12 protein-coding genes and 3 tRNA genes are annotated in these 16,933 nt (G+C 45.3%); 7 read left to right on the forward strand and 8 right to left on the reverse strand.

The genetic code is table 11. The annotated features are described in order from the left end of the window. Window positions 1-811 precede the first annotated feature (811 nt). Together QUB20_RS25780 and QUB20_RS25785 are read right to left on the reverse strand one after the other, a co-directional pair. Window positions 812-946 carry a hypothetical protein gene (locus QUB20_RS25780; protein ID WP_333291747.1) on the reverse strand — a complete coding sequence of 45 codons (135 nt, stop codon included), beginning with the start codon at window positions 944-946 and terminating at the stop codon, window positions 812-814. A gap of 152 nt (window positions 947-1,098) precedes the next feature. After that, complete coding sequence (locus QUB20_RS25785; protein WP_333250547.1) at window positions 1,099-3,261, reverse strand: CBS domain-containing protein; 2,163 nt, start codon at window positions 3,259-3,261, stop codon at window positions 1,099-1,101. Window positions 3,262-3,406: 145 nt separating this feature from the next. Here QUB20_RS25785 and QUB20_RS25790 point away from each other — a divergent pair, with 145 nt between their 5' ends. Both QUB20_RS25790 and QUB20_RS25795 read left to right on the forward strand, forming a co-directional pair. Further along, window positions 3,407-5,965, forward strand: a complete 2,559-nt coding sequence (locus QUB20_RS25790) for a PhoD-like phosphatase (RefSeq protein WP_333291749.1) — start codon at window positions 3,407-3,409, stop codon at window positions 5,963-5,965. Between the two features lie 120 nt (window positions 5,966-6,085). After that, complete coding sequence (locus tag QUB20_RS25795; RefSeq protein ID WP_333291751.1) at window positions 6,086-6,238, forward strand: hypothetical protein; 153 nt, start codon at window positions 6,086-6,088, stop codon at window positions 6,236-6,238. 458 nt (window positions 6,239-6,696) lie between these two features. Here QUB20_RS25795 and QUB20_RS25800 read toward each other — a convergent pair. From QUB20_RS25800 to QUB20_RS25810, 3 genes are all read right to left on the reverse strand, one after another. Beyond that, window positions 6,697-6,768: transfer RNA gene (locus QUB20_RS25800), tRNA-Thr, on the reverse strand. A gap of 73 nt (window positions 6,769-6,841) precedes the next feature. Beyond that, window positions 6,842-6,923, reverse strand: a tRNA-Tyr gene (locus tag QUB20_RS25805). A 197-nt stretch (window positions 6,924-7,120) separates the two neighbouring features. After that, window positions 7,121-8,941, reverse strand: a complete 1,821-nt coding sequence (locus QUB20_RS25810; RefSeq protein WP_333239044.1) for an ABC transporter ATP-binding protein — start codon at window positions 8,939-8,941, stop codon at window positions 7,121-7,123. A gap of 23 nt (window positions 8,942-8,964) precedes the next feature. On the opposite strand from QUB20_RS25810, the gene QUB20_RS25815 reads away from it, so the two are divergent. Further along, a complete protein-coding gene (locus QUB20_RS25815) occupies window positions 8,965-9,180 on the forward strand; it encodes a hypothetical protein (protein WP_333250536.1) in 216 nt (71 codons plus the stop codon). A gap of 49 nt (window positions 9,181-9,229) precedes the next feature. Here QUB20_RS25815 and QUB20_RS25820 read toward each other — a convergent pair whose 3' ends face one another. Beyond that, entirely contained in the window at window positions 9,230-9,370 is a 141-nt protein-coding gene (locus QUB20_RS25820; protein ID WP_172188980.1) for a hypothetical protein, read from the reverse strand. Window positions 9,371-9,589: 219 nt separating this feature from the next. On the opposite strand from QUB20_RS25820, the gene QUB20_RS25825 reads away from it, so the two are divergent. The 4 genes from QUB20_RS25825 to QUB20_RS25840 all read left to right on the forward strand — a co-directional run bounded on the left by QUB20_RS25825 (window position 9,590) and on the right by QUB20_RS25840 (window position 13,058). After that, window positions 9,590-9,661 (forward strand) — tRNA-Gly (locus tag QUB20_RS25825). Between the two features lie 249 nt (window positions 9,662-9,910). Continuing rightward, window positions 9,911-10,315, forward strand: a complete 405-nt coding sequence (locus QUB20_RS25830; RefSeq protein WP_333056560.1) for a hypothetical protein — start codon at window positions 9,911-9,913, stop codon at window positions 10,313-10,315. 4 nt (window positions 10,316-10,319) lie between these two features. Further along, window positions 10,320-11,585 carry a glutamate-5-semialdehyde dehydrogenase gene (locus QUB20_RS25835; RefSeq protein WP_333239042.1) on the forward strand — a complete coding sequence of 422 codons (1,266 nt, stop codon included), beginning with the start codon at window positions 10,320-10,322 and terminating at the stop codon, window positions 11,583-11,585. A gap of 321 nt (window positions 11,586-11,906) precedes the next feature. Beyond that, a complete protein-coding gene (locus tag QUB20_RS25840) occupies window positions 11,907-13,058 on the forward strand; it encodes a fatty acid desaturase (RefSeq protein WP_333239040.1) in 1,152 nt (383 codons plus the stop codon). A 416-nt stretch (window positions 13,059-13,474) separates the two neighbouring features. On the opposite strand, the gene QUB20_RS25845 is transcribed toward QUB20_RS25840, so the two are convergent. Both QUB20_RS25845 and QUB20_RS25850 read right to left on the reverse strand, forming a co-directional pair. Beyond that, entirely contained in the window at window positions 13,475-15,199 is a 1,725-nt protein-coding gene (locus QUB20_RS25845) for a lipoxygenase family protein (RefSeq protein WP_333291753.1), read from the reverse strand. Between the two features lie 321 nt (window positions 15,200-15,520). Then, a complete protein-coding gene (locus tag QUB20_RS25850) occupies window positions 15,521-16,657 on the reverse strand; it encodes a class I SAM-dependent methyltransferase (RefSeq protein WP_333250529.1) in 1,137 nt (378 codons plus the stop codon). Between the last annotated feature and the right edge of the window lie 276 nt (window positions 16,658-16,933).

Here is a 16,933-nt window from a genome sequence, read left to right on the forward strand (position 1 = left end):
GGCGTCCCGCCCGTCCTTTTTGGACGGGCGGGACGCCCATCCCACAAACTTGTGGAAGTTATTTAATTCTCATTCCTAAGCGCGTAAGTGTTCACTCCTGACGCACCATACAAGCCTCGTTACTGGTTTAAATACTCCACAGCTTAGCCAGTATCTTGTGAACTATCGGTTGAGGGATGGAAATGAACATTGCTTTTTTTTAAACAAGCTGAAATCGTGGCCAGGCCCAGGTTCAAAATTTAGGCAAATAATCTGTTTACGGTCTTGATTAATGATTACTTGCATTTTTAGGCTGTGTTTTTTTTATTTCGTGAACAGTATTTTTCGGGTTTTTTTTCGTTCGATAGCTGTTTATGTGACATCCATTACCACAACTTTGCTGACGCCCAAAACCTTTGAACAATGCTTTTATCCTAGGAATACCAAATTTTCACATTTTTCTTAAAAAAGTTGATTTCATGTTAGTTACAATTCGGCTAATCGTTGATTCGGATACTCCCCAATTTGTCCCCGAAAATAGGTTCGATATTCTCCCCAATATTCCTAGGCAACTAAAAGTTGTTCTTCAAGAGTGAAGGCGCTTCGGCGTCCTCGTTGAGCTTGAGGATTTTCTAGCCGGAATTGTTCTCAAGTGTTAACCCTTTCTTTAAACGTTTGAATCAGGACACCACATCTCTGTTTAAATTGCTCCGGTTTCAAATTTTGATAAAATCGATAGATTTATTATGTAACTACAAAACACCTTTTTAGCATTTTATGCTGTTTTGAGCATCATGTCCTGAAAATCAGCTCAACCTGCAACTTCCTCCAATTAAGCCAAAGCCTTTATTCTAGCATATATTTTTTGCACGATGTCTATTATTTCTTCCCAATGACTACTGATACCAGTTGAAAAAAAGAATGCAACTGTAGGCCTGTGATCCCAACCACGTGCTTCATCAGTCATTTCCAATTATTCAATTATTCAATCCTCTGATACCAGTTAAAAAAAAGAATGCAACTGTAAGCCCGCGATCCAAACCACGAGCTTAATGAGTCATTTCCAATTATTCAATTTTTCAATCTAAAATCTCAAATCTCAAATCGTATGACTGGTGACTAAGGACGACTGACGATCGGAATCTCGATCGCAAATTCAGTGCCCCGTCCAGCTTCCGAAACGCAGTCTAGTCGCCCCCCGTGCTGTTCCACAACTAAATGGTAAGAAATCGACAGTCCCAACCCAGTGCCCTTGCCAACTGGTTTGGTAGTAAAAAACGGGTCAAATAATTGGCGGCGAATCTCCTCCGGTATGCCCCGCCCGTTGTCGGAAATGCGGATCGCGACAAAATCGCCACCAACAACTTCAGTACGAATTGTAATTGTGGGAAGAGTCAATGGAGAACTAGGATTTGACGGGGGTGAATTTTTCGCATTTCTCGTCGCCCATTCCCCTTGCTGGATTTCTTCATCCAAAGCATCAATAGCATTGCCGATAATATTCATGAACACCTGATTGATCTGACCGGCACAGCACTCGATGTGGGGCAAATTGCCATATTCTTTAATAATCTGGATAGTTGGATGTGGGCCGTGGGCTTTGAGCCGATGCTGCAAAATCAACAAAGTGGTTTCGAGTCCCTCGTGAATGTCAACGAGCTTGATGTTAGATTGATCCGATCGCGAAAAATTACGCATCGACACAACTATTTGGCGGATGCGCTCGGTTCCTACTTGCATAGAAGACACTAGCTTAGATAAGTCTTCTACCAAAAAATCGACTTCCATCTCTGCTGCTGCTTCCCGAATTTCCGAGACTGGTTCGGGATAGTGCTGCTGGTAAAGTTCCAACAGTTGGAGCAATTCTTTGATGTAGTGGCTGGCGTGGGAAAGGTTGCCATAGATAAAATTAACAGGATTGTTAATTTCGTGAGCGATACCGGCAATCATTTGTCCCAAAGAAGACATTTTTTCGGTTTGCACTAATTGAGTTTGAGTTTGCTGCAACTTTCGCACAGTTTGCTCTAATTGCTGTGCTTGATTTTTCAAGCAAGTTTGCTTTCGCCGCAGGACTTCTTCGACTCTCTGGCGCTTGATAATATCCCGTCTCAACAATTCATTTGATTCTAAAAGTTGAGCGGTGCGTTCTTCAACTTGTTTTTTTAAGTCGTCGTGAGCTTGGCGCAGGGCTTCTTGGGCCCGCTGCCGCTCTAAAATTTCTTGCTGCAAAAGTTCGTTGGCTTTCTGCAATTGGGTGGCTCGATCGTCCACTGCTTGTTGTAACAGCTCGATCGTCCCATACATTTCAGATTGGTTAAAAACTTGCGGCAAACTTGTCTGAGACACAACGCCCAAAAGCTCTCCCTGGCTGCCAACTACTACCAAACGGCGGACGCAGTGGCGCTGCATGGACTGGTGGACACTCCAGAGGGAATCGGCGGGAGATATGCAAAATAAAGGCGCACTCATGGCCCTTGCTGCTGGGATTTCCGAGAGGTTGAGTTCGAGGGCGTGAAACTGCACGATGTCGCGCTCGGTGACAATGCCGATCGGAATTTGGTAATTTTGTGTTGGTGCGATCGCCCGATCGGGATGCTGAGTTTGCTCTTTGACAATGACAACGGAACTAACTCGATGCTTGACCATGAGCTGGGCTAAATCGAGGGCTGAGGCAGTTGTTGTGGCAGAAATGACTTGGTGCGTCATGACATCTGCTGCACAGCGCAAATTGGTTAGCAAGTTAATCGGCTGGAGGGCTTCGTGAATGGCTTCGCGGGTGATGATGCCGAGAAGTCGCGAGTCCTCGTCCACTACGGGCAAATGCCGGATGGAGTGCTGGCGCAAGGTGAAGATAGCTGTGAAAATATCTGGAGACTCGGATTTTTTGAGAGTAATGGGCGATCGAGTCATTACGTCAGCAATTGTCAGTCCGACTGTACAAGCTGCGACGGTAGTTAGCTTGACGATATCCCGTTCTGTAAAAATGCCGATCGGGCGATTATCTTCCACGACTAAGACGCAACTGCGCTTGGCTGCGCTAGCAACAGCGTTTTGTTTTTCGCCACAAAGGTGACAGGAGACGCGCATCGGGTTCATGAGAGCCAACACTTGGGCGATCGGGGTTTCTGGAGCCACGGTGAGGGGGTGGCGGTCGATCGCCCGATCTAAAGGTGACGAGTAGAGAGGCCGGCGGTTGGGGCGTTCGGCCGGTTCTGATGATTTAATTACCGACAACTGCGGAGCTGAATCTCGAAAATGTTGTAATTGTTCTTCTTGTAGCATGATTATTAATTTTACTTAATGAGTTGTTACAATTTTGGAGACTTGGGTTGGCAGACTTAGCATTAATTAAGCGAGTGATAGATGCTCGATCGCCTAAAATCTGATTGCTAGAACACTCTTATTTAATTTTTATTTTTTAAATCCTATGTCGTGGACTCCCTTAAGTCATCGAATTCATCACTTGCCGCTTATCCTTGCGGGCCCGATTTTGCGCCGGACTGAAAGTCGGGCCGTGACAGTTTGGCTGGCTCTGAAAGCCCCCCGCCAAGTCGAACTCAAGGTTTATTCGACAGAGGGCGGAACCGGCGAAATTGTCGATCGGCCCTTGCTCCAAGGTGCGAGCTCTACCGTGCAGCTCGGCAAATACCTGCACGTAGTCGCCGTGACTGCTAAACCAATTAACAGCAACCTCTTGACATCTGGGCAAATTTATGCTTATGACATCAAGTTTACTGGGAGTAGCGAGTCGAACGTCGGGGGTGCAGTCCCAGAAAATGAGAAAGAAAATCTCATTTCTTGCCTGTGGCCTGCCACCCCTGATTTATCGGCTTTGGGGCCGGAGACGATTAGTTATTTCGCTCACCAGTTGCCCACTTTTGCCCTGCCGCCGCAGGATTTAAACTATTTGCGTATCGTTCACGGTTCTTGTCGTAAGCCCCACGGAGACGGCAGAGATGCGCTGCCAATCTTGGATAATTCGATCGAACAGTTTGCAGGAACGGCAAATAGCAGGCCCCACCAACTGTTTTTAACGGGCGACCAAATTTACGGCGACGACGTTGCCGATGCCATGCTGTGGGCCTTGACTGACGCTGGCGATACACTGTTGGGCTGGGAAGAAAGTCTACCCCTGATGGATGATGCCCAAATAAAAAAGAATTTGTGTATCAGTATACCTAAAAATTCGGAAAACGAAACTGCACTTGGCCAAGAGAGGGAAATTTTTAGAGAGTCGCCAATTCAGAAACCGTCGGATGCTGAGTATCAGTTCAAAAAACCAATTGAGTTACAGCCGGGGACTCGCAGCGATATTGCCAGAGATTTTGGCGGCTTTACGGCGATGTTGGTGAATAAACCCAAAAATGCTAAAAGTCACTTGTTTAGCTTGGGCGAATATTATGCGATGTATTTGTTAGTTTGGTCGCCGGTACTCTGGTGCACAAGTTTTCCGAAGGGTAAGGATATTTGCCCAAATTCTAAGCAGGCAAAAGTCTGGGATAGAGAAGTTGTTGAACTTAACGGTTTTGCTCGCAATTTGTGGAGAGTGAGGAGGGCGCTAGCGAATATTCCTACTTATATGATTTGCGATGACCATGATGTTAGCGACGATTTTTATTTGAATCGAGAGTGGTGTTACCGGGTGCTGGGGAAGCCGCTGGGCCGCCGGGTGGTGCAGAATGCTTTGCTGGCTTACGCTGTGTTTCAGGCTTGGGGAAATACGCCTGCACAGTTCGATCGCGCACAACCTGGAGATAAATTATTAACAACTGCTGAAAAATGGTCTAATTCGGCGGGGACTGATGTTTCTGCTTGGGAGGAGGCGGCTTCGTATTTGGGAATTCCCGGACTCGATCCGAAAACTCATTTGCCTAAGTTGAAATTAGATGAAGACGTTTTTATTTTGGATCGGGAGGGCGAGGGTGTAACTGAGGTTTTGAATTGGCATTTTACTGTGAGAAGTTTTAAGCACGAGGTGATTGTGCTGGATACGCGGAATTGGCGGGGGTATCCGGTGGAAAGTGCGATCGATCCACCGATGCTTTTGACTCACAAAGGTTTTGAGGAGCAAATTCAGAAACCTTTGAGGGAGACTGAGTTGCTGAATAAAACTGGGGAGTTTGAGATTGAGGCGACGCTGGTGGTTGTGCCGACAAATTTGGTGGGTTTGTCGATTATTGATGCGGTGCAAAAGTGGGATGTGGAACAGGGGAAGGTTTTTAATAGTGATGCGGGGGATTCTTGGAATTTTCATGAGTTAGCTTTTGTGAAGCTGTTGGTGGAATTTTTTAAGCAGCGCAATCGGGTGATTGTGTTGACGGGGGATATTCACTATGCTGCTGCTGTGCGACTGAGTTATTGGTCTGATTGTCATTTTGGCGATTCTCGATCGAACATTGAGCCTTTGAAGGGGGCGAATGATAAGTCAAATTGTCAAAATTCTGTGTTGGCGCAGTTGACTGCTAGTGCTTTGATCAATGAGGAGTGGACAACGCATTTAGTTCATACTAAGATTAAGTCGCTGTTTCCTGAGCGATCGCACGAATGTTTGGGATGGAATGAGCCGCTTGAATTAATGAAGATTTCGAGGGGTGGCAGAAAGAAGGCTATGGCGGCTGCTGTCAGAAATAGACAATCTCTGCCTGATTGGGGCTATCGGATTGACTGGATTAAACGGCAAAGAGCTCGCGTGTTTTTGCAGCTAGAAAATGGAACTGCGTCAGATAGATCGCATAAAAATAAACAATTGTCATTCCGGCGTAGGTTATGGAATTTTATATCGCTGTTGTGGCGCAATCGCTGGCTGCAAGAGGGTGATGAGATTGTGGGATATAGCAATATTGCGATCGTCAGTTTTCAGTGGCCGGCTGATGATGATGGGGAGAAGGCGGTGATGCAAAATATTTATTGGCGGCCTCTTTGGGAGCCGGATAGTGTAGTTTATAGTCAATATTTTGTGCCACTGGGATTGGATGAGGATGATTAGATTCACGATTTATTGAAGAAGTCGGGGATTTCGATACGGGTACAATATTGTGATCGGTTTGTGGCAGTGTCCGCCGGAGGAGAAACCCTAGTCTCATAGCTAAAGTCGGTTGGAACTGAGATGTTACACCATTCTCAAGAACAGGCTTTTCGGCCTGTTCCACAAGAGATGAATTTTATTGTGGAACAGGCCGGAAAGCCTGTTCATAAAAGATTTATCGAGAAGGGTGCAAGATGTCAGTTGGAACTGAGATGTTACACCCTTCTCAACTAGCAATACTGCCAGCCACTAAGGATCGTGGATTAAATAACTTCGTAGGTTGGGTTGAGGAACGAAACCCAACAATCAAGCGTGGCGTTGGGCGGAGTGAAACGCAGGGTTCGTCCCTCAACCCAACCTACAAAAAATGCAAGTTATTTAATTCTCATTCCTAACAGTGATCTCAAAACTGTGCTTATGAGCTAGACTCTGGGTACGATCGATATTAATTAACAGACCCAACACTACCAAAGATAGCAACAAAGTTTCTCCGACAGTCGCAGATTTCCTAGAGCCGGCCGACTTGCTCAATCAGTTAAAAGCCATACGCAAAAAGTCGAGGGCGGACTTGGCAGATATGGAAGTTGTTTGGGACATATTAGAAAACCATCAGCACGAAAGTTCAGCGGAAAACTAACCTTCTTGCTGTGCGATGAACCTGAAACCCTTGATGTATATAGGAGAGAAGAAAAAGCCCGTGACGAGATTTGAACTCGTGACTTCCTCCTTACCAAGGAGGTACTCTACCACTGAGTTACACGGGCATAAAAAATTAAGAACCTCCAATTAAAAAATTAATTTTTAATTCTTAAATTTTAACTTTTTATTAAATTGAGGTGGGCCGAGCTAGATTTGAACTAGCGTAGGCGTAGCCAGCGGATTTACAGTCCGCCCCCATTAACCGCTCGGGCATCGACCCATTTCCATCACAGTTATACATCCTAGCACCAGAATCTTTATTTGCAACATTATATTTAAAACTCTAATCATTTAGCTGAGAACACATAAGTGAGTTAGGGGCTGACGGGAAAATTGAACACTGTTTAAGGTGTGCATTGCTAAGTCTAGGCTGGGTGCGTGCCCGGAGCACCCTAAGTCTAGACTAAGAGAAAATCCCTAATTCACTAATTCCCCGGTTTCTTGCAGGGAGTGCAGGCGGCGGTAAATACCTTGTTGACTCAAAAGTTCTTCGTGGCTGCCAACTTCGACGATTCTACCGCCGTCGAGTACGACGATCGCATCGGCTTCGCGAATTGTACTCAGTCTGTGGGCAATAATTATGGTGGTGCGCGTACCGAGGATATTTCGCATGGCTATCTGGATCGATCGCTCGCTTTCATAGTCCAAACTAGAAGTAGCCTCATCAAAAATTAACACATCCGGCTCCACCAACAGCGCCCTGGCAATCCCCAACCGCTGCCGCTGACCGCCGGACAAGCGCATTCCTCTCTCCCCGACCACGGTATAGTAACCTTGGGGCAACAGCCGCACAAAATCGTCTACTTTGGCAATGCGACAAGCATCCTCAACTTGCTCGAAAGTGGCGTTTCTGTTTCCGTAAGTCAAATTTTCCAGCAAAGTACCGTTAAAAACGTCTACTTCTTGGTGGACAATGGCTAAACGCTGGCGGTAGCGAGTCACGTCTAAGCTGCAAATGTCTTCGCCGTCGATCAGAATGCGGCCGGAGTTGGGTTCAAAGTAGCGAAACAAAAGTTTCACTAAAGTCGATTTCCCGGAACCCGATCGCCCGACTAACGCTACTGTCTGACGCGGATGAATCAACAAATTCACATCTTGCAAAACGGGTTTTTGACTGTCGTACCCGAATGTCAAACCGCTGATCTCAACTTTGCCGGTAAATTTATAAGATGGCTGTGCCGATCGAGCATTTTCTGCTAAATTAACCGCATCAACACCGTCGGGCGTTTGCATAAACTCGTGGAACCGGATCATTGAAGAATAACGCCGCGCCAATGATTCGGCGATAATGCTAATCGGACGCAGTTGGGAATATGCCATGCTTGCCAACGTGTAGACGGTAACAAAATATCCGAGGGAAATTTTGCCTGCAACCGTGGCTGCTAGGCTAAAACCAAGAACTGAAAACAAACACAACTGGACGATCGTCTGCTGGTATGTCCCCAAGGTGACGTATCCTTTGTGAATGCGGTGGATCACGACTTTTAATTCGCGATCGAGTCGGGTGGTTTGCCTTTTGAGTTCATCGCTTTCTGTCGCAAAAGCTTTGACTGTTTTGATGTTGGTGATAATTTCCGAGTTGCGGCTTTCTGTATCTTCGATGTATTCATCCAGAATTTCTTCCCGCGCAGTCACCTGTTGCAGGCCTTTGAGGGTGAAACTGAGGATAAATAGGAATGAAACCAAAATTAATAAGCCAATCCGCCACTCAATTAAGCAGATAACGGCAAAAATGCCGATTAAGCGGACGACTTCGGGGATGAAGTCGCCGGCAATTTCTGGGTAAGTCCAAGTATGGTTGGCGATGCCTTTGGCGATGCGGCTGGCAATCCGTCCGGCGTTGTTTTCGTCGTAGAATTCTAGGGGTAAGGTGAGGATTTTGCCGATCGCACTTCTCATTCGATCGCGCCTTGCCCTCAATGGTATCGCCCAGTGGAACCAATTTGCTACCCAAGGCTGGATCGGTGCTTTGGCTACTGTTACCAGAAAAATTATGCCGAGCAAGACGGATAGCGATAATATTTTGTTGGGTGACTGCTGGGTAACAGAGGCGATCGCTGCTATGAGTTTTTGCGTTACTGTATCTGTAGGTTGACCCGACAATACGTTTAATATTTGACCGATCGCGTAAGGAACAAGCAAATCGGCTAGTGCCAAAATGCTGGATGCGCCTATGCTGTAAAGTGATATTTTCCAGTAGCGGCTGTAGTATTTGAAGATGTCCTGAAAGCTTGCCATAAATTCTTGTTGAGATACAACCCTTGCAAACACTTGCATTTAGAACTGCGCTCTCGGCGCGCCGTGTTTACAAGTGTACTACAAAAGTAGTCGATCGGGGATTCATCTCGGCTCATGCTAGCGACTCGCCCGATCGGGTGATTTATGGCAATCATTCGATCGTCAGCAATCGATCGGCCTTCCTGGGCAATAAACTCAAGACTAAGGGCAAAAAATGCAAAAGACAGAATTTTTCTTAAATTCTGCCTTCTGAGCAATGCCTTATAAGTTTTACCTTTGAGTCGTCTGTTAGCTGAAGGTGTAGGCTGATTGCAGCGCCCACCAGATCAAGAAGCCGATTCCGCCGGCAATGACAATCGCCGAAATGGCGATCGCTATAGGACTGTCAGCTCCCTTGAACTTCATGATTCCGCGATTTAAATCTGACATGACAGTGTTCTCCCACAATTCCAGCTTGATTGTAGCTTTGCCGTGGGCCGATGGCGGTCAATTTTCACGGCAATTACTGATTTGGTTAATGATCTGGCTGCTGAAATTGCAGGTGGGGAGTGGGTTTGGGGGGGGTTTACTGGGTTTGTGAAAAAAACTTACTAAAAAGACTTGACAAATTTAGAGAATTGAGACAATATTGTTAATACCGCAGGAAATGCGGGTGTAGCTCAGTGGTAGAGCGTCACCTTGCCAAGGTGAATGTCGCGCGTTCGAATCGCGTCACCCGCTTTAGAAGATAAACAAAATCAAGAAAACCGGAAAGTAGATCAAGAAAGTTTTCGGTATACTCCTAATGATGGTTGAAAATACCTAAGTTAGTGGTAAGATTGAATGCAGAACTTGCAAGTCAAAATTGCCGATCGGGCAATATCTCGGAATAGGCAGTTGAAAGCCTCGCTTTGGCGGAATTGACAAGTTTGATTAAGTGGATATGTTAACGATTATTTTTGCAAAAACGCTTTTTTTATCCGATCGCTAGTGCCATCTCAAAAAGCTCCCAAGATTGACTTAAACGATGAGTACCCCTGTCCTTGCCGACGCCGGGGTCGTCTAGTTCCCATAACGTTGACAGAAGCCTTTGGCTGCAACCGCTGTCAACAAATATTTGTATTGGACGAAAGTGGAGACGTGATCGAGCAACTATCAACGAACTATCCTTACAAGCAGGCTTGGCGGTGGACAGGGCACCAGTGGAACAGAGCGCATCCGGGTTTGAAAGCCCATTACTTGCCACTGGCTTTGGGTATGATATTGGTGCCGCTAGTGATTTGGTTGCCCTTGGCGCTACACTCGCCGGGCCCGAATATTATTCTGTGGGCAATGGTCGCCGTGCTGCTAGCAATGCTGCCGGCGCTGATGGTATGGCTGGCTTACAGGCGTTAGCTAGATGATAATAGAGGATTTTACCCATTCATCAGATGCCGCAAATGTCGCGCGTCGGGCTTATCAAGCTTCTTTGGAGTTGGCGGCGACAAAGAGTGCCGATCGCGCGGCAGCTTTGCAGGCGATGGCGGGCTCGCTGAAACGCAGACAAAATGACATTTTAGAAGCAAATACTCTGGATCTAGAAGCGAGTCGGGACATGGCGATTCCCGAATTGATTGTGGAGTGGCTGAAGCTGACGCCGGAACGGATCAAGACAACTGTGCAAATTCTGGAACGGTTGGGGGAAATGCCAGATCCGATCGGCAGGGTGATCAATGCTTCTTATCAGGTCGATCGCTGTCAGGTTTACTGTCAGTCGCTACCACTGGGGGCGATCGCTCTAATTTACGAGGCGTTTCCAGAGTTGGGGGCGATCGCCGCGGGTTTGTCTCTCAAAAGCGCTAACAGTTTGATTCTTAAAGGCGGCAGCGAAAGCTGGCAAACTAATGCTGTAATTGGGGAAGCTTTGGTTTCGGCGATCGATGAGGTCGGTTTGCCATCGGGATGTTTGCAGGTACTGCCGCCGGATCGGGGCGCTTCGATCAGAGAATTGGTCACTCAAGACCAATATCTCAATTTAATTATTCCCTACGGCAGACCAAGTTTGGTGCAGCAGGTTGTAAGGTTGTGTACAGCACCAGTTTTGAGGTCGGCCATGGGAAATTGTTACCTTTATTGGTCGCCGACTGGTAGTTTGGAGATGGCAAGGTGGATGATTTTGGACAGCCATCAAAGCGTGCCCGATCCTGTTAATGCGATCGAGAAAGTGCTCATCGATCGCAACCAAAAGCCTTCTTCCTTAGTCAGGCTGTGGAACAGTTTAAAAGAAAAAGGCTTTCAAATTAGCGGCGATGCGGATCTCGTCGCAGATTTCCCAGACTTGAAGCTGGCTGAAACATACGAGTGGACTCAACCGTATTTAAACAAAACCATAGCGTTTAAAGTTGTCGATAGTTTAGAGATTGCGATCGGCTGGATCAACCGCTACAGCAGTGGTCACGCTGACTGTATTGCCACTGAATCTTACTTAGAAAGTCGCCAATTTGCTCTGGATGTTAACAGCGCCTCAACTTTTATTAATGCCTCACCTCGGTTTTGGCGCTATCAAAATCGGGGAGATGCGATATTTTTGGGAATGTCCAACCAAAAAGGTTATCGCCGGGGATTGATCGGGTTAGATACGCTGACGACAATTAAAGAAATTGTTCAGGGAAACGGACTTTTTTAATCTTATAGGTTATTTAAGATTGGTTATTGAGATTAAACCAAACTGAAAAGTGGGAAACTATTATCGATGCGTAAGCCTTTAATATTTGTCCCAAAAACCTTTTTATAGGATACAATAATATCTTGGTAGAACAATCAGGCCGCCTCGATCTAAAGCAATTTGATCACAAGCTGCAGGATAGCCGCAGTGGAGACAGATAAAATCTCCGCATCCTAACAATAAGCCGCCGGATTTATGTGTGGGTTCAATCTAAAATCGGGTACGGAATCTAATTAAATTTAGAAACTTATTAATTGACATGAAAACACTCTTAGCGATCACATGAAATCAGAAAAATCACTCAATACTCTAGACAAAACTGCAGCGGCGACTTTAGGCAAAGAAACGCTAATTCACCACTCGGTATATGTTAAAAAATTGCGTCCACTTCTGCCATCAGAAGCCTTTAAACCAGATGCTAGCAAGTTGGTTATACTGTTCATTAATATGGCCATTTTGCTACTGGGTTGGGGGATTGCCGATTGTCTAGATCAGTGGCCCATCTATCTTCTATGGCTTTATTTACCTTTAGCTTTAATTATGGGTAATAGTATCGTAACTATGGGATTTTTCGCCCATGATTTCATGCACGGTAGCGTCAATAAAAAGTCTCGTATGACTTATCATATAATTAGTTTTCTAGGGTTTGCAATGATGTTTATGCCTTCTACTCAGTGGAAATATGTTCATAACATTGTACATCACAGTCAAACAAATTATCTAGAAGATCCGGATCGCAATTACCTTTACCACCAGCCGAATAGTTGGGGAAAATGGATTCATAATTTCTTTGCGCCAGCGATTGATAATCCATCTTGGTTATTAATAGTAGGACTTCCAGCATCGTGGTTATTTCATCAATTTTGCCACCTCTCGTCGAGCCTATTGTTTAATAATAAAATTGTGGATTATGTGCCCGCTGCATTCACAGTCAGTCAGAAAGATAGATTGAAAATTGCTCTTGAGTTGTTTGCGGTTTTATGCCTGCATTTTAGCATTTTATTCTATTTAGAGTTTCATGCGCTAAAAATCGTTCTTGGGTACTTGCTACCCTTAGCAATCGGTCATACAGTTGCAATGTTTTATATCTACACAAATCACCTGATTTGTCGGATGACGAGTGTTAATGACCCGCTGATTAATAGTCTTTCAATACGGGTTCCCAAAATAGTTGATTTGTTGCATTTCAATTTTTCATATCACACGGAGCATCATATTTTCCCTAGTCTTAACTCAGACTATTACCCTTTGGTTCAAGAGTTGATCCAAATTCACTATCCTGGGCGGATGAATTTACTGGATGCTGGTGAAGCTTGGCAATTGTTAATGAAAACTCCTCGGCATTACAAAGATGAAGTTACGTTAACTGATTATTTAGGGGAAACTTCGGTAAATTGCCCTCTTGATAATTCTGCTGTAACACCTTTGCCATAGCTAAATACACCCGTTACGCTCACAAGTTCCCCCCAGACTACAACTAGAAACCGACGCTAACGAGCAATTTCACCTGACGGGATAACAACCCCGTCAGGCTTATAATTCTACATCCAAAATATTCCCACGGGTTGATTCAGAAAGATAATTCTATTTATTTGTATTATTAGTAATGGCGATATTATGGTGCAAGAGTTGTTGAAAATTCACTATCCCGATCGCATGAATTTAATCGATGCTGGCGACGCTTGACGGTTGCTGCTGGAAACACCCCGGAATTATCAAGATGAAGTTACCTTCACTGATTCCTCTGGTACATTGTGTGTGAATTGCTCGATCGCTGAAGACTACAAAAGCTGAGAATGGGCAAAGGAATTTTCTTTTGGGGAGTAGGGGTTGGGCGAGACGCCCCACCCCTACACCCCAAAAAAACAAACCAACATACTGATGCTATTTAGCACCAACGAAGGCTTGAGAGCAAAATAAGGAATGACTCGTTTTTGATTGTTAGCATCAATCCTTTGTTCTGCCATATTCAAATTTTGCTGGAACTGTCTGGCTAAAAGTTGGATCGGGGTTCCCGCAAAAACTTCGTCGAAGCTCATCCGGTAGAGTTCTCGGAAAGATTTATCGTAATAACCCAAACGGTCATATCGATAAGCTGACAAAATAAACATAGTTTTCAGTTGCTCAGCCGCTCGTTTGTACGGAGGAAGCAACCGTAAAATATCCTTTTCTGTAATCACTTCGAGATTGCCAGAAGCGGTAATTTTGGGAATGTCCCGGTAGGCTGCCAAGGGCATATTGGCGGCAAAAGCCATGTATTCGTACTGGGGAAAATTGACGGCTGAATGCTGCGGGCCGCAGGTGAAAATTACAGTTGTGACAATTTTAATTAATTGTTCAACTGTGTCGATTTTGCTTGGCATTCCTTTGACTTTACCGCCCTTATCAGACGCTAATTCTTGAGCCCAGGTTTGCAGTTCCACATCTTCTGCGATCGCCTCTTTCGTCGGGTAAAAGTGTTTGAGATAGCCGGAGACAAAGGTTTCGATCGCATTCCACAGCAGCAATCCATCATCTCGGTAAGGGTAGTGAGGCAGTTGATTTGGATCGTCCATTTCCCGATTTTTCAGTTCGGTTGGGAAGGCAAATTGATCCAGACTCCAGTTACTGCAAGCCTCTCTAGCTATTTCCATTGTCTCTGGCAAGCTACCGCTTAGCAAGTCATCGACTGGCCCGCCCGGAGCGATCAAATAAGAACGCGCCAGCTCGTTGTTAGTCAACATAAACCGAAAGTGCGGTTTCAGCAGCAGGCTAAGGGGGTGATTTTTAGCCAACTGTCGGGCGGTGACGATCGCGATTGGTTCCATCACCAAATGAGTTCGACCTAAATGCGAGCTCATTTCGTGGTGATTGGCATCTGCTACTTGCACGCAGAGTTTCGCAAACAGCCAATCCACAGGAGGATCGAACGGGGTGTAAAGATGGCTATTTGGGGTCGGATCTAGTTGAATGGCGATCGGCACCAGTTCACCGCGATCGCGGATTCCCGTCCACCGCCAAGCGAAAAAAGCTCGCGGTTTTGGCAAGAATTTTCTGCCTTTTTCATAGCTGCCACCTCCTATTTTTGAAGGCGCGCGATAGTGTTCGTCGCTACCCGTATAATCGGCAATGTAAATGTTTTTTTGCTGCAACTCTTGGTGCAGATCGAATAACGGGTGAAAGCTGGAAATTTGTGCCAGTGTTTGCGCCCGAGGATCGCTGGCATCTAACAGGCGAAGCACCATCGGATTTGCTCCAGACAGGCGCTGTTCTGCAAAAGAGCGATCGGTTTGGTAGATTTTGGCAACAGCAGGTAGCGGCAGCAGAGTAAAGAAATCTTCATAGTCTTGGAGCTCGTCGAGAGGATCGAGAAAACTTCTCGAATCGGCCGCCAGCATATTTCCTGGAAGTTCCGATGTTGCTAGTATCCGCTCTCCAATATACTTGCTCGAAAAGTTCTCGACTGGTGGCACATCTTTCAATAATGCCAAAGGTGATAAACTCTCAAAGTCAAACTGATAAGCTTGTTGCTGCCGATTCAAGGAATCGCGACGCTGTTCTTGGTTCGGGTCGTCTTGAGGAAGAGAAGGTTTCATATTGTCTACCATTGTATAAATCAACTCTCTTTTTGTAGTAAAATATCGGAGATCATCACTACCGATCGAGGATGGAATTTAAAAAGTATTGTGCAGGCTCACGCTTGATATAGGTCTTATTCACCGATCGATAATCTTATTCCGGATTTTTTAAAGCTCAGAAAAATTCCTCAAAAGAAGGCAACACTTCTCGATCGCCCTAAATCTATGTTGAAAGGTTTCATCCTCCCGATAAGTAGCTCGCACTCAAGAACCCCGACTTCTTTGAGATGTCGGGGTTCGGGGAGTTCGGTTTTTTGAGCTGAGTCTACTCATTAGCGGTTAGGCACGAACCATTAAATATTGACCGTTGCCGTTATATTCGCCCTCGCAACTCGCGAAATTAGACACAAACCAAATCAAGTAAAACCGCCAGATGCGACGAAATTTAGCATAGTCGATGCCGTAGTCTAAATCTTTGACTATTGCCTGAGAATCGTCAAAGTTTTTCAACCAGTTAGCAAAGGTTGTGGAGTAATTGTATCCGTTGAGATACCATCTTTTAATGGTCTTGAGGTCTTTGTTGTGGCTGGGAATTGCATCATATTTCCAGTAACGGCCGTGGGGAAAAATGTATTTCTGGGTGAAAACGCTGGATATATTGTTGGGAGTGCGAACTGTGATGATGTGAATGAAAACTTTGCCGTTATCCTTCAGGAAAGATTCTAGCTTTTGGAAAGCTTTCGTTAAATTGCCTAGATGCTCAAAAACTCCGATGGAGAGAATTTTGTCAAATTTTGTCTCGAAGTTGGCGTCGTTAAAATCGCCTTCATATAGGGTAAATCGACCTGAACTAAGGTAGCTTTCGGGATCTTGCATCTTCTGACGCATATACTCGCATTGGTGGTGGCTGAGGTTAATGCCAGTAAAGGTGACATTGGGAAATTTGGAAAGAATGTAATTGGGAACGCAACCCCAGCCGCAACCAAAGTCTAAAATATTGTCGCCATCTTGAATCTCTAGCTTCTCAATCACATCATCATCAATCATCTGCATTTGCGATTGTTCAAGGTTGGCTGCTCCTTTTTCCCACAATCCCATGCTGTATTTAGGATAAATGAGTTTTCCATCGCCTAACATCGGATTCAGCATTGCTTGAGGTAAGTCGTACTGAATCTTCATTAAATCCCGCGGCCCTTCGGCTGTATGGTCTGTTTCTGTTAGTACCCATTCATAGGGTGCAAGCAGGGAGGGGAAATGCTTAAAAAAGACGGGCATACAGGTATCAAAAAGCGATCGCAATACTGAATCTGCGACTTCTAATCCGTTGATGTAAGACTCTGCTACTGCCATTTGCACCGTGTTAACTGCACTGACTGCGAGGCGGGTTGCTCCGTAGGCGATCGGACTTTTGCTATGTACATCTCCCACGATGGGAATGTGTTTTTCGATGCTTTGTAGGGCTGTTGATGAAGTCATGGTTATAGTGGTTTTAAAGATGCTGCTATTCTATCTCACGAAAATTAGCTGGTTGTTAGAGATCCAAAAAGCTGAAACTATTGTCAAGTCAGGTTTGCACAGCCAAACTTCCCAAAATCCTAAAAACATATGGCGGTTGAAGGGGATTTGATAACGGATTTATAGGGTTTGGGCGATATGAATTTTATTAAGAATTATGTCATACCAATTTAATATGAAGCTGCATAGAATAAAGCTTCAAGAATGAAAGTGTAAGAAGATAGTGAACTGATTTCT

It is taken from the genome of Microcoleus sp. B4-C2, from assembly GCF_036705265.1.
Classification (GTDB): domain Bacteria; phylum Cyanobacteriota; class Cyanobacteriia; order Cyanobacteriales; family Microcoleaceae; genus Microcoleus.